The organism is Nonomuraea sp. NPDC050680, from assembly GCF_040654555.1.
Taxonomy (GTDB): Bacteria; Actinomycetota; Actinomycetes; order Streptosporangiales; family Streptosporangiaceae; genus Nonomuraea.
Window position 1 is genome coordinate 142,856 of the sequence record NZ_JBFAIF010000007.1, and the last position, 13,981, is coordinate 156,836.

At 68.6% G+C, this 13,981-nt stretch carries 10 protein-coding genes; 6 read left to right on the plus strand and 4 right to left on the minus strand.

Translation table 11 applies throughout. The features are described 5' to 3' along the window. The first annotated feature begins 134 nt into the window (after positions 1-134). The 4 genes from AB0H88_RS25085 to AB0H88_RS25100 all read left to right on the plus strand — a co-directional run bounded on the left by AB0H88_RS25085 (position 135) and on the right by AB0H88_RS25100 (position 5,501). Entirely contained in the window at positions 135-1,670 is a 1,536-nt protein-coding gene (locus AB0H88_RS25085) for a serine/threonine-protein kinase (RefSeq protein ID WP_357648310.1), read from the plus strand. A 103-nt stretch (positions 1,671-1,773) separates the two neighbouring features. After that, positions 1,774-2,757 carry an NAD(P)-dependent oxidoreductase gene (locus tag AB0H88_RS25090; protein ID WP_357648312.1) on the plus strand — a complete coding sequence of 328 codons (984 nt, stop codon included), beginning with the start codon at positions 1,774-1,776 and terminating at the stop codon, positions 2,755-2,757. Between the two features lie 130 nt (positions 2,758-2,887). Beyond that, positions 2,888-4,237 carry an FAD-binding oxidoreductase gene (locus AB0H88_RS25095; RefSeq protein WP_357648641.1) on the plus strand — a complete coding sequence of 450 codons (1,350 nt, stop codon included), beginning with the start codon at positions 2,888-2,890 and terminating at the stop codon, positions 4,235-4,237. Between the two features lie 4 nt (positions 4,238-4,241). Continuing rightward, positions 4,242-5,501: a cyclopropane-fatty-acyl-phospholipid synthase family protein gene (locus AB0H88_RS25100; protein WP_357648314.1), complete on the plus strand. Its 1,260-nt coding sequence runs from the start codon at positions 4,242-4,244 to the stop codon at positions 5,499-5,501. Positions 5,502-5,551: 50 nt separating this feature from the next. Here the strand turns inward: AB0H88_RS25100 and AB0H88_RS25105 are convergent, their stop codons facing one another. Further along, entirely contained in the window at positions 5,552-7,462 is a 1,911-nt protein-coding gene (locus tag AB0H88_RS25105) for a S8 family serine peptidase (protein ID WP_357648316.1), read from the minus strand. A gap of 701 nt (positions 7,463-8,163) precedes the next feature. Here AB0H88_RS25105 and AB0H88_RS25110 point away from each other — a divergent pair. Further along, positions 8,164-8,808 (plus strand): hypothetical protein, encoded by a 645-nt coding sequence (locus tag AB0H88_RS25110; RefSeq protein ID WP_357648318.1) that lies wholly within the window; start codon positions 8,164-8,166, stop codon positions 8,806-8,808. A 29-nt stretch (positions 8,809-8,837) separates the two neighbouring features. On the opposite strand, the gene AB0H88_RS25115 is transcribed toward AB0H88_RS25110, so the two are convergent. From AB0H88_RS25115 to AB0H88_RS25125, 3 genes are all read right to left on the minus strand, one after another. After that, positions 8,838-10,643, minus strand: coding sequence for a hypothetical protein (locus tag AB0H88_RS25115; RefSeq protein ID WP_357648320.1), 1,806 nt, complete (start codon positions 10,641-10,643; stop codon positions 8,838-8,840). A 167-nt stretch (positions 10,644-10,810) separates the two neighbouring features. Further along, positions 10,811-11,938 (minus strand): DUF418 domain-containing protein, encoded by a 1,128-nt coding sequence (locus AB0H88_RS25120; RefSeq protein WP_357648322.1) that lies wholly within the window; start codon positions 11,936-11,938, stop codon positions 10,811-10,813. Positions 11,939-12,090: 152 nt separating this feature from the next. After that, complete coding sequence (locus AB0H88_RS25125) at positions 12,091-12,735, minus strand: HAD-IA family hydrolase (protein ID WP_357648324.1); 645 nt, start codon at positions 12,733-12,735, stop codon at positions 12,091-12,093. A gap of 117 nt (positions 12,736-12,852) precedes the next feature. Here AB0H88_RS25125 and AB0H88_RS25130 point away from each other — a divergent pair, with 117 nt between their 5' ends. Next, positions 12,853-13,944, plus strand: a complete 1,092-nt coding sequence (locus AB0H88_RS25130) for a glycerophosphodiester phosphodiesterase (protein WP_357648326.1) — start codon at positions 12,853-12,855, stop codon at positions 13,942-13,944. Positions 13,945-13,981: the final 37 nt, after the last annotated feature.

The following is a 13,981-nucleotide window of genomic DNA, read 5'->3' on the forward strand; positions in this document are numbered from 1 at the left end:
CTCCTACGACTCGGCTGGCCTCAGTAGAACAACATTCGGTGACCTCTGGCAAGCCGCCTTCCCGTCCTTCAGGCAGACATACGCGAGGTATGGGAAACTTGCCCACTGTTCGGGTGGGTCTACAAGGGTTGGACATGGTTTCGGATAGCAACCGGCTGGTGGCCAAGCGCTACCAGTTACTGCGCGAACTGGGGCGCGGCGGTATGGGCGTGGTCTGGGAAGGCCGCGACACACTGCTCAACCGGCAGATCGCCGTTAAGGAAGTGCTCCTGCCCGAGGGACTGCCCCGGGCCGACCAGGAACGGCAGCTGCTCCGTACCGCCCGCGAGGCGCGCATGGCGGCACGGCTGAACCACCCCTCCGTCGTCGCGATCTACGACGTGGTCGAGGAGGACGGCCGGCCGTGGATCATCATGGAGCTGGTGCGGTACCCCTCGGTGGAGGAGGTCGTCGCCACCTCCGGCGCCCTTCCGGTGCGGCAGGCGGCCGACGTGGGCCGGCAGGTGCTGTCGGCGCTGCGGGCCGCGCACGAGGTCGGGATCCTGCACCGCGACGTCAAGCCGAGCAACATCCTGCTCACCGACGACGGCCGGGCCGTGCTCACCGACTTCGGCATCGCCACCGCCGAGGGCGACGCGTCGCTCACCCAGACCGGGATGGTGACCGGCTCGCCGAGCTTCCTGGCTCCCGAACGGGTGCGCGCGGCCGAGTCCGGGCCCGCCTCCGACCTGTGGTCGCTCGGGGCCACGCTCTACGCCACGCTGGTCGGCCGGTCGCCGTTCGAGCGCGGCGATCCCATGGCCACGCTGAACGCGCTGCTGAGCGACGAGCCGGACTACCGCCGGATCCCGCCGATCATGCACCCCGCCCTGCAGGGGCTGCTGCGCAAGGAGCCGCACGAACGGGTCAACGCCGAGCAGGCCGACGCGCTGCTGGCCGCCATCGTCGCCGCCAAGCAGCCGAACGCCGACCGGGTCGTGGTGGAGCCGAAGCCACCCCGCGGCGGCCGTACCCTCCTCGCGGCGGCAGCGGCGGCGGTGCTGGTGGTCGGGGGCGGCGGGTTCGCCTTCTTCAAGTTCAGCGGGTCGGCCGAAGGCGCGCCGCGCGTCACGCAGAGCGCCGTGGCCAGCGCGCCGCCGAGCACGCCGCCGCCCAGCGCCAAGACCAGCGCGACGCCCACCCCCACCCCGACGCCCACCCCGACCAGGGTGGTGGCGGCGGTACGGGCCTGGAAGTCGCCCGACGGCTGGTCCATCATGCGGCCCACCGGCTGGAAGGGCGCCCGCAAGGAGGCCTACACCGAGTGGACGCGCCGGGACCGGACCGGGCACTTCGACGTCCAGGCCATCTACGTCAACCTCGACCCGAACCAGATCATCCGCGACTCGCAGGAGACCGCCGGGCAGAACGACCAGGACCTTCGGACCCTGCGCCGCAGGTCCGTCACCCACCAGGGGACCAAGGCCGTGGAGTGGGAGTTCACCTACACGGCGGGGCCGACCGGCGACGCGCCGTGGAGCACGCAGGGCGTGAAGTACCACGAGGTGCAGCGGGCGGTGGCGATCGGGAATACCGCCTATGTCCTGTCGTGGACGGCCACCGAGGCACGGTGGAGACAAGATCAGGGGTTGATGCGGCAGGTGATCGCCAGCTTTACGGTAGCGGCATGAGTTGCTTTCTCCACGGTCGTGCCGGTGGCGGCATGAGTTGCCTTCTCCACGGTCGGGCCGGTGACGGCATGAGTTGCCTCTCCATGGTGGGGCCGGTGGTCGCATGACGCCCTGGAATCTGCTCGCACTGCCGCCGCTCCCCGAGGAGGTGCTGCGGCAGTTGCTCGCGCCGCTCGGCGACCGGGTGGCCGTGCGGGTGCCGCCGGTCCGCGACCGCGCCGCGCTTCTCGCCTCGCTGGCCGAGGCGGAGATCGTGCTCGGCGACTGGACGGGCCAGCTGGCCCTGGACGCCGAGGCGGTGGCCGCCGCGCCCCGGCTGGCCTTCGTCCAGCAGCCCTCGGTCGGCGTCGACGGCCACGACCTGGCCGCGCTGGCCGCCGCGGGCGTGCCGCTGGCCAACACGGCCGGCGTCAGCGCCGTCGCGGTGTCCGAGTGGTGCCTGGCCGCCGCCCTGTCGCTGTCGCGCAAGCTCGCCGAAGCCGACGCCGCCGTCCGCGCGGGCCACTGGCCGCAGCAGGGCCTGCAGCCCCGCGAGCTGCACGGCCGGCAGGTCGGCATCGTCGGCTACGGTCCGATCGGCGCGGCCTGCGCCCGGCTGTTCCGGGCGTTCGGCTGCCAGGTGTCCTACTGGACCCGCACACCCCGTGCGGAGCCGGGCTATCAGGAGCTGGCGCCGCTGCTGTCCACCTCCGACGTGGTCGTCGTGGTGATCGCGCTGTCCGACGAGACTCGCGGGCTGATCGATCCCCGGCGGCTGAAGCAGGGCGCCTTGCTGGTCAACGCGGCCAGGGGCGGGGTCGTCGACCAGGCGGCGCTGGCCGACGCGCTCACCGGCGGGCACCTCGGCGGCGCGGCGCTCGACGTGTTCGAGACCGAGCCCCTGCCCGACGGCGACCCGCTGCGCGAGATCGACGGCGTGCTGCTGTCGCCGCACGTCGCCGGAGTCACGCCGGAGTCCACCGGACGCCTGCTCACGGCCACGATGGACAACCTCACGGCCGCGCTGGACGGCCACGAGGTGGCCAACGTGATAAACGGTGTATCGCCGATCATCCGCCGGAAGTTTCCGAGTTCGCCCACCGCGTAGGCATTCGACCGGGCACGATAAACAGTTTTCGTGTCTTTAACGACCCCGGTCTGGTCGATGTCAGTCCAGGGAGATACCTTCTTACGGACGATCTCTACCGGCTCAAGGGGGTGCTTCCGTGACGACGACGATGTCGACACACCGACGGGCAGTAGAGCACATCAGGCAGTCGTACGCGGAGATCCCGGGGGACGCTTCGCCGCGGCTGTCCAAGGCCACGTCCAACCTCTTCAGATTCCGCGACTCGGGCAAGACCGCCAAGCTCTCCGCCAGGGAGCTCGACGAGGTCATCAGTGTCGACCCGGTGACGATGACGGCCGAGGTCCAGGGCATGACGACCTACGAGCACCTGGTCGACGCCACGCTGCCACACGGGCTCATGCCCTATGTGGTGCCCCAGCTCAAGACGATCACGCTGGGCGGCGCGGTGACGGGGCTCGGGATCGAGTCGACCAGCTTCAGAGACGGGCTGCCGCACGAGTCGGTCGAGGAGCTCGAGATCCTGACCGGAGACGGCCGCATCGTCGTCGCCCGCGACGACAACGAGCACCGCGACCTGTTCCGGGCCTTCCCCAACTCCTACGGCACGCTCGGCTACGCCCTGCGCATCAGGATCAAGCTCAGGAAGGTCCAGCCCTACGTCAAGCTGACGCACGTCAAGTTCACCGACGCCGACAAGTGCATGCTGGCCATGCAGGAGATCTGCGACAGCATGGAGCATGACGGAGAGACCGTCGACTTCGTCGACGGCGTCTTCTTCGAGCCGGGGGAGATGTATCTCACGGTCGGCCGCTTCGCCGAGCGTGCCCCCTACACCTCCGACTACACCGGCATGCGCATCTACTACCAGTCCATCAGGCAGCGCAACCGCGACTGGCTGAGCATCCGCGACTACCTGTGGCGCTGGGACACCGACTGGTTCTGGTGCTCGCGCGCCTTCGGCGTCCAGCAGCCGGTGGTCCGCTCGCTGATGCCGCGCCGCTGGATGCGTTCCGACGTCTACCGGCGACTGGTCGCGCTCGACCGCAAATACGGGGTGGTGGCGCGCGTCGACAGATGGCGCGACCAGCCCGTCCAGGAATCGGTCATCCAGGACGTCGAGACCCCGGTCGAGCGGGGCGCGGAGTTCCTGGAGTTCTTCCACGACAAGGTCGGCATGACGCCGGTGTGGATGTGCCCGCTGCGGGCCTCATCCCGCTGGCCGCTCTACCCCCTGGAGCCCGGAAAGCTGTACGTGAACTTCGGCTTCTGGGGAATGGTTCCGCTGCCTCGGGGGCAGTTCGACGGTTATTACAACCGTCTCATCGAGAACTCTGTGCACGAGCTCGACGGGCACAAGTCGCTTTACTCGACTTCTTTCTACGCCCGTGAGCAGTTCTGGCAGCTGTACAACGGCGATGCTTACTGGCCGGTCAAGCAGGAATACGACCCGAACGGCCGAATGCTTGACCTGTACGACAAGTGTGTACGGGGAAGGTGAGCAGATGGCTCTCGCATCCATCTTTGAGAAGATCGTTGGCCCGCAGGCCAACATCGCGTTCATGGCCTACGACGGCAGCAAGGCCGGGCCGGACGGCGCGGACCTCGCCCTGGAGGTGAAGTCTCCGATAGCGGTCGCCTACCTCGCGCAGGCACCCGGAGAGCTCGGCCTTGCCAGGGCCTACATCTCCGGCCACATCGACGTGCACGGCGACATGTACGCCCTGCTCGACCGCATGTGGAACATCACCACCAACGACCTGACGACCGCCGAGAAGGTGGCGGCCGTCCGATCGCTGGGCCTGAAGCCGCTGATGATGCGCGTCCCGGCGCCGCCGCAGGAGATCCGCCAGAGCACGCTGGCCAAGCTCGGCTCCCGGCACGCCAAGCAGCGTGACGCCGAGGCGATCCACCACCACTACGACGTCTCCAACCGCTTCTACGAGTGGGTCCTGGGCCCGTCCATGGCCTACACCTGCGCCGTCTTCCCCACCAAGGAGTCGTCGCTGGAGGAGGCGCAATACGCCAAGTTCGACCTGGTGGCCCGCAAGCTCGGCCTCAAGCCCGGCATGCGGCTGCTCGACGTCGGCTGCGGCTGGGGCGGCATGGTCATGCACGCCGCCAAGCACTACGGCGTCAAGGCCCTGGGCGTCACCCTCAGCAAGCAGCAGGCCGAATGGGCCCAGAAGGCCATCGTCGACGCCGGGCTCCAGGACCTGGCCGAGGTCCGCTTCATGGACTACCGCGACGTCGTCGAGTCGGACTTCGACGCGGTCAGCTCCATCGGTCTCACGGAGCACATCGGCAAGCGCAATCTGCCCTCCTACTTCGCCTTCCTCTACAGCAAGCTCAAGCCGGGCGGCCGCCTGCTCAACCACTGCATCACCCGGCCGACCGGCACCGAGAAGACGTTCAACAAGGGCGGCTTCATCAACCGCTACGTCTTCCCCGACGGTGAGCTGGAGTCGGTCGGTTACCTGGTCAGGCAGATGGAGGACCTCGGATTCGAGATCCGCCACGAGGAAAACCTGCGCGAGCACTACGCCGAGACCCTCCGGCACTGGTGCGCCAACCTCGATGCCAACTGGGCCGACGCGGTGCAGGAGGTCGGCATGGGCACCGCCCGCGTCTGGGCCCTGTACATGGCGGGCTGCATCGTGGGCTTCGAACGCAACAAGGTGCAGCTGCACCAGGTGCTGGGCGTCAAACTCGACTCGGAGGGACACTCCGGGGTCCCGCTGCGTCCGTCGATCGACTGGCCCTAGAGCTTCCGGTGTGAGGGGCTCACCGGCCCCTCACACCTGCTGCCGACGGTTCAGAACCTCAGCATCCACCCGTTGATGTAGCCCGTGTCGCCGGTTGTGACGTCTTCGACGCGTAACGTCCACGTCCCGTTGGCCGATGAGGATCTCCCATCCACCGGATAGGTCTCCTCGATCTGGTCGCCGTCGTCTTTGGAGTTCGCCGCGCGCAGCGGATAGACGACGCCGGTCGGGCCGATCAGATCGATCTTCAGATCGCCCCGCCAGGGGTGACTGATGTCCACGGAGACCGTCATCTTCTGGGGTGCGTTACCAGGGAGCCAGCCCGTGACCGTGATGGGCGATTTGACGAGGCCGCCCTTGTCGGGGATGGCGTACTCGGTCCAGTTCTCGAAGTAGGGGAAGTCCATCGACCAGGCGTCGATGATGCCGGAATGGGGTGACCAGCCGTCCGCGGCACGCAGCTTCCAGGTCCCGTTCTGCTTCGTCACGGCGCTGATGTCCACGTTGTACGTCTCGTCGATGAAATCGGCGCCGTCCGAGGACGGCGACCTCAGCACATGTACTTTCCCGTCCGGGCTGATCAGGGAGAGCTTCAGGTCACCCACCCAGGGGTGCTGGATGGAGACGTAGACGTGCACCTGTGACGGGGTCATACCGAGGAGGTCGCTCACCACGATCGGCGAGTCCACGCTGCCCGGATCAGGGATGGCGTAGTCCTTGAAGTTGGCGAAGTACATCGGCCAGAGGGCCCCGTCGGTGGGCTGGGTCGGCGGGAGAGCCGCGCTGTCCAGCCGGAGGCGGGGGGTGGTGGCGCTCGTATAGGCGATGGGCTTGCCTGAGCTCTCCATGGCCGCTTCCAGCTGCCCGATGCTCGCTTGGGGGAAGGCCTGGCGGAGTACGGCCAGCGCGCCGGCCACGTGCGGAGCGGCCATCGACGTGCCGCTCAGTGACCCCCACGTGTTCCCGGGCACCGAGGAGACGATCGAGGTGCCGGGGGCGAACAGGTCCAGCAGCGGACCGCGGTTGCTGAAGGCGGACACCTCGTCCGTGTCGGTGGTGCTGCCGACCGTGATGGCCGAGGGCACACAGGCGGGCGCGCTGACCGCGTCGCCGTAGCCGTTGTTCCCGGCCGCGACCAAGGTGGCGACCCCGGCGGCCAGGAGCGCGTCGATGGCCGGCTTGCGCGGATCGGTGTCACACGCGGAGGTGTACTGGCCGCCGCCCAGGCTCAGGTTGGCGGCCACCAGCGCCGTACCGGCCTCCTTCAGTTGCAGGACCTTCTCCAGCCCCGCCACCTGGGCGCTGGTGAAGCTCAGCACGCACGGCGAGGCGCCCGCCCCGCAGAAGTCGTCGGAGGTGAACTTGCTGAACACCTGGATGGCGACGAGTTTCGCCCCCGGGGCGACCCCGGCCGGCGGGGCTCCGGCCACGTTCTTGCCGTCGCCGATCGCGATCCCGGCCACGTGCGTGCCGTGATCACAGTCGAGGGCGGCGTCGGCGCACGGCCCGCTCTCGGAGTCGGCCGAGCCGGCTCCCGTCTGCGTGGCGGTGCCGTTCGGGCACAGGCTGGTGGCGCCGTAGTCGGCGTCGATGGGGGAGAAGCACGCCTGTTCGATCACCCGTCCGCCCAGGAAGGGGTGCTTGACGGCGACGCCGGTGTCCAGCACGGCCACCACGCTGCCCTCGCCGGTCAGGCCGGCCGCCCGCGTCTTGTCCGCGCCGATCAGCGGGATGCTCTCGGCGAGCACCGGTGGTACGGGCCGGTCCTCCGAGACGCTCACCACGTTCGGCAGCTTGGCCAGCCGGTCCACCGCCGCCGCGTCGACGCGCAGGGTGACCATGGGGAACCGGGACATCGTCTGCAGCACCTGACCGGCACTCGACGCCTCCGGGAGATCCGCCCGGCTCTTGGTGACCACATTCACCCTGATCTTGGCACCGGCGGCCAGCCGCGCGCTCAACCCGGGCTCTATCGTCGGGGCCGCCGACGGGGGCTGTTCATCCAGAGTCGCCGATGTGGCATGGGCCGGCACGCTCACGCCTGTCGTGGCCGCTAACGCCATGATGATGCAGGATAAAACCCACTTTTTCATCCGCCACTCCAAGGTGAGTGAATTGATCACCTGGACAGTAAATGATCGAAACCTACTCAACAAGGGCCTGGGCCGAGGTAGATGTATCAATCGCTGCTAAATATGCTGGTATATCGCATCTGCGCAGGTGGACGCACTCGTATGGCGAACTTATGGCGAATATATGGCGTCATGACAGACAATGCACATGCGCGCCTTAAACCGCGCGGCAAGCAGCGCTCATCGGCCATAGTCGCGTAAAGCCGAAAGGCGGGTCTCTACGGCGCCCCTTCTTCCACCCCCCGGGGGGCGAATTCCCTCCCGAAGGACCTCAGCCACGACGGACCGTCTTCTTCCGCCCCCGGAGGGGGTTCCCCTGAGGGACCTCGGCCACGACGGACCGTCTTCTTCCGCCCCCCAGGAGGGGTTCCCCCGAGGGACCTCAGCCGCCACGGACCGTCCTCTTCCGCTCCCCCGGAGGGGGATCCCTCAAGGGGCCCCAGCCACCACGGACCGTCACAAAGATCGAGACGATCGTGTGACGAAACGCCCGGGGAACCCCGGTGATCACCTCACTAGGATGCGTTGCCATGCGCTTCGTGATCTTAGGCGGCTCCGCCGCCGTCCTCCTTCTGGCCTCCGCCACTCCCGCGCTGGCCGCCGCCCCTGACAAGCCCCTGACCTCAGCTCAGCTGAGTGAGGCCCTCATCACGCCCGAAGACCTGGGCGACGCCTACGCCCCCAATCCGAAGCACATCCGCGAGGCGTTGGACGCCGAGTCGGCCCACACGAAGAAGTGCGTACGGGCGATGAGGGCCCTGAAGCCCCTCCTCAAAAGTCCGGCGGCCGTCTACCTCGACAAGGAGGGCCTGCCGTCGGGCGTCAAGCAGTTCGCCATCAGCGGCACCTCGGCCAAGATGGCCGCCTGGCAGACGGTGGGCAAGGCCATGGTCCGGGACTGCGCCGGAACCAAGACGAAGACCAAACGCGCCAAGTCGGCCATCACCAAACTCTCCATCGGTACGGTCGGGAGCTGGGTGTACGGGATCAGGTACAAGGAGATGATGGCGACGAGGGACGCCGAGCTTCAGGCGGCGGATGTCGTGCTCATCAGGGTCAAGAACGCCGTCACGCTGCTGGTGAGTGACGGGTTCTTCGGGGCGTTCGAGCCCGGTCTGAGCAAGCGGGCGGCGAGGCTGGCGGCGCCGAAACTTCTGGCCGCCCAGAGCAAATGACCCAACAGCGTCGGGTAGGGCAAAGGACGCTATTTCAGTAGCGCAGTCCGCTCGGACTTCCCCGGATAGACCATGATGAGGAACTCCTGCCGGGCATCCCCCTCCCTCTTCAGCGCGGCCTTCGCGCCGCGCATGTGCACTCGAACCCGGTAGCGGCCCGGGCCGTTGACCGCCAGGTTCTCCAGGTCGCCCCCGTCGTCACCGGTGAGGGTGAGGTCGCCGTTGCCGCTGCGGTACCCCACCTCCACCACCCTCTCCCAGCCCTTCAGCTCGACGGGGGGCCGCCTGCGGTAGGCCTCCCCGGTGACGCACACGTGCATGGCCTCGTCGGCCGTGAGGATGGTGAGCTGCCCGGGTGCGGTTCCCACCAGCCCGTTGGTGAAGGCGTTGTCGAGTGCGGGGAAGTCGTCGTCCGGGTCGTCTTCGTACGCGTTGATGCTGCCGGCTTCCGACCACAGCGTGGCCCGGTCGGTCCAGGACGCGCGGATCGACGGCCGGTGTCCCGGCACCTTGGCGCAGCGCGCGCGGGCTTTCTCGATGAAGGCCACCTCGGCGTCCTGTTGCCGCTCGGCCTGCTGGTCCTGGCGCTGCTCGACCTCCGGGCACAAGTACGCGAGCGCCTCGACGGTCTCATAATTCCGCAGGTACGTCCCCAGCGGCCCCTCCTCGGCCCGCCGATCCGGTGCGCCGTCGCGCAGGACCGCCTCGCACAGTCGCCGGCCGATCGCGACCACTCGATCGTCGGGCACATCGGTGAACTGCCCCGGCTGCTCGCCGTCCTGCCTGACGAGGCAGAGGAAGGCGAGCTCGCGCTGCCCGGCTGACGGCTGCACCGGGACGTAGCGGGCGGTTTCCCACGGTTCGCAGACCGGGGAGCTCGCCGCCGTGACCTTCCCGATCGGGGCGTCCATGCGCGGCACGGTGACCAGCAGCAGGACGACGGCGAGCGCGGCGGCGGCGCGGACGTCCGGACTCCGGTACGGCCGTCGCACGCGGCGTACGCGTACCGCCACGATGATCAGAACGGCGGTGACGACCTCGTAGAGCTGCCAGGCCAACATGCCGGGCTCGTACATCTGCCCCCAGGTTCGCGCGCATCCTTCACCGGCGACCACGTCGAGTCCGGCCATCACGAAGGCCAGCGCCCCGAACGCCGCCAAGGGGATCACCGTCGCCCAGCCGACCGCGCGGCCCCACCGCCGGTAGCCCTTGCACACCAGCAGCGCCCACACCCCGAAGCCCACCGCCACCAGCGCGGGTTGCGGCACAAGGTGCAAGGGGGACAGCAGGAAGTCGGCCGACATGTACAGGTCGAAGCCGGAACAACCGCCCAAGATGATGTCGTACTCAGTCGTGCTCGAAGAGAATAGGGAGATCGCGTACGGGATGCTCACCAGCGTGAGCGCGATGCTCCACAGCGTCAGCGACATCCGCCACCGCATCGGGAGCACTTCGCGCGGCCCGGTCTCTGGCCGGTGGACCAGCCACCCGAGCACGAGCAGCAGCACAGCGGCCGCGGCGAAGGCGGCGCCGATCAGCAGTAGCGCATCGTCGTCGAAGGGCACCAAGCGCATGACGCCGCTGCGGTGGCCGGTGGCGACGGCGGGAGCTTCGCCCATGGTGACCCGGGCTCGCACCTCCGCCTCGCTCGGCCGGCCGAGTCCGGTGAGCGGCGGCGTGACGGCGGCCGCGGCGAGCAGGATCAGGAAGGTCGCGCTCAGCCGGAGGACCCATCGCCGGCGGCGCAGCAGCACGGCGGGAACGACCAGGAAGGCCGCCGCACCCGCACCGACGGCCACGCTGGAGCCGGTCGGGGCGATCGCCGCAGGCGACAAGGGGAGGAGGATCGCCAAGCCGGATAAGCAGGCAACGGACAGTCTCGGCACTGGCGATCCTGATCTTGGGGAAGTGGGAGCGCCATACCTATCGCCCCAGTTCCGCTTACGTCAAGGCAGCGGGAAAGGGAACCCAGCTCACTGGGAGATGGTCGCTTTCACACGCCCTAGTGGACGCTTGCCCGCTTCGCCCACGGAGCCCGGTACGCCCATTGCCAGGCCGATTCGAGCGGTCCCCGTTCGAATCGGCGCAGCCATAGCGCGGTCAGCGTCATGAAGAGCAGGCAGATCCCGGCCCAGGCCACGGGTACCCACCAGGGGCGCAGCCAGTCGAGGCCGGCCGCCAGGCCCAGGCCCCAGCCGTAGCAGAGGATGCTGGCGGCCAGATTCTGGAAGACATAGCAGGACAGTGCCGTACGGCCGACGTTCGTGACGCCCCGGCGGATCATGCCGGGCGCGCCGTCCATGCCGAGCACGATCGAGGTGATCAGCCCGAGCAGGCCGAGCGCGACCAGCGGCGCCAGGACGTAGCGCTCGACGGCGAACCAGGCGGGTCCGGAGTAGGAGATGACCAGGTTCACCGGCGCGGCGACCCCGAGCCCGAGGGCGGTCAGCCTCCGGCGCAGCCTCGCGCCGCGCTCGTCGAACAGGCCCGCGCGCAGCAGCCGGGAGCCGAGCAGGAACAGGACGATGCCCATGGGGACGATGAAGATCAGTTCCGCGCGATAGAGGGCGACTTGGTGGAGGCGGGCGGCGACCTGCTGTGGCCAGCTTCCGTCGGTGTAGAGAGTGTCGACGGGGGTCCGGGGGGTGCTGTCGTCCGCGGCCAGCAGGGCCACCGTGAGCAGGCTGACCAGCGTGAGGTGTAGCGCGCCGACCGTGACCATCCAGGTCCTGACCACGCGATCACTCCGGCCGATCAGGTAGGCGACGATCACCGAGGTGATCGCGTAGCCCATCAGCACGTCGAACTCGAAGATCAGGACGAAGTGCAGCGCCCCCTCGGCGAGCAGCAGGGTCGCCCGCCAGAGGTACCTGCCCGGCCAGGCCAGTCCCTTGCGCACCGCGCTGCGGTACTGGAGTTCGAGGCCGACGCCGAACAGCAGGGTCAGCAGGCCGAGGAACTTGCCGTTGGACAGGAACCGCAGGAACGTCTCCACGACCCCCATATCGCGACCGATCCCCAGAAACCCCGCCGGGCCCGCTGGATCGGTGAAGATCCAGATGTTGGTCCCGAGCGTGCCCATGATCGCCACGCCGCGCAACACGTCCAAGGCGTCTATTCGTCTCGTCACCCCTCAAGCCTCGCGGCGCGTGACCTCGGCGCTCTCGTCCCGCCGGGCGAAAACGGCGGTACATCCATGGATGTACGGCTCCCCGACTTTGGTCAGCGCGGCTGAGAGATGGTCCAGCTATCCGACGCTCGAGATGAGGGTGGAAACGACCATCAACAGCCCACATCAAGCAGGGCGATCGCCTCGAGTACGTCGCTCACCTCATGGTCCGCCCCTGGGGACTGACCCGGGGACACGCCGCGGTCGATCCAGATCGTGCGGAGACCCGCGCCCCGACCGCCCGCCACATCTTTCTCCACGTCGTCGCCCACCATCCACCCGCCGTCCGCCAGCGACGTGCCGCATCGGTGAGCGGCGATCTCGAACAGTTCGGGGGACGGCTTCCGGACGCCCTCGGCGTCCGAGATGGCCCAACCGTCCACCCGGTCGACTAAGCCGCTGTGGTGGATCTTGCCGGATTGATTGTCGGTCATGCCGTTCGTCACGATGCCGACCCGCCAGCCGGACAAGCGCAGAATGTCGAGGGACTCAAGCACGGCGGGGCGGCAGGTGACGAGGTGCGGCAGGCGGTCACGGTAGCCCTGCCAGAGCGAGTCGGCCGACTCGGCGAGCCCGAACCGCTCGCGGACGTGGGTGAAGAACGTGCTCATCGGGATGGAGCCGTCGGCGTCCAGCTCGATCATCCACGCCACATCCTGCGCGCCCAGTCCCCTGTCGGCGGCGAACTCGGCGGCCCAGCGCTTGAAGGCGTCGAGGCGGTCGATCAGGGTGTTGTCGAGGTCGAAGAGTGCCAGCACGCCTCAGGACCATACAGGTGTTCGATGACGCGCGGCGGCCTTCCGCGCAACAGGTGATCAACGGTTGTGTGCCCGGTCGTCACTCACCGGCCACTTTGCCGGTCTAACGTACGCGGCATGCTGACGCGCAGATTATTCGCGAGCGCTCTGGCCGTCCTGACCGGTGGTACGGTCGCGGTCGTGCTGCTCCAGCCCCACGCCGCCACGGCCGAGCGCCGCGGCCAGGCCCCCGTCGTCATCGGGCACCGGGGCGCCAGCGCCCACCGGCCCGAGCACACGCTGCTGTCGTACGAGGCGGCCATCGCGATGGGCGCCGACTACATCGAGCCCGACCTGGTCTCCACCAAGGACCACATCCTGGTGGCCAGGCACGAGAACGACATCACCGGCACCACCGACGTGGCCGCGCACCCGGAGTTCGCCGACCGGCGCACCACCAAGACGGTCGACGGGCGGCCGATCACCGGGTGGTTCACCGAGGACTTCACGCTGGCCGAGCTGAAGACGCTGCGGGCCAAGGAACGCGTGCCCGACCTGCGGCCCGACAACACGGCCTTCGACGGGGTGGCGGAGATCCCGACGTTCGATGAGGTCGTGCGGCTCGCGCAGCGCCACGGCGTGGGCGTCTATCCGGAGACCAAGCATCCGACGTACTTCGACTCCATCGGCCTGTCGCTGGAGGAGCCGCTGCTGGAGACACTCAACAGCAACCACATGCGCAAGGTGTACATCCAGTCGTTCGAGACCGCGAACCTGCGGGAGCTGCGCAAGAAGACCAGGCTGCCGCTGATCCAGCTGATCACGTTCGGCGGGGCGCCGTACGACTGGGTCGCCGCCGGTGATCAGCGTACCTATGACGACATGGTGAAGCCGGAGGGGCTGCGCGAGGTGGCCTCGTACGCGAACGGGATCGGCGTGGACACCCGCCGCGTCGTGCCCGTGGGAGCGGACGGCAAGGTGACGGAGCCCACCACGCTCGTCCAGGACGCCCACCGCAGGCGGCTGGACGTACACGTCTGGACCATCCGCAACGAGAACTCCCAGCTCCCCCTCGACTACCGGCTGGGCAACCCGGCCAGTCCCGCCTTCCCGCGCGCCACCGGCGACGTGATGGGCTGGCTGACCAGGCTGCTCGACCTGGGCGCGGACGGCGCGTTCTGCGATGACCCGGCCATGGGCCGGGCCGTGGTGGCGAAGCGGACAAGTTAGCCCGGATTGCGCCCGGCAGCGACGGCGCGGCGCACGC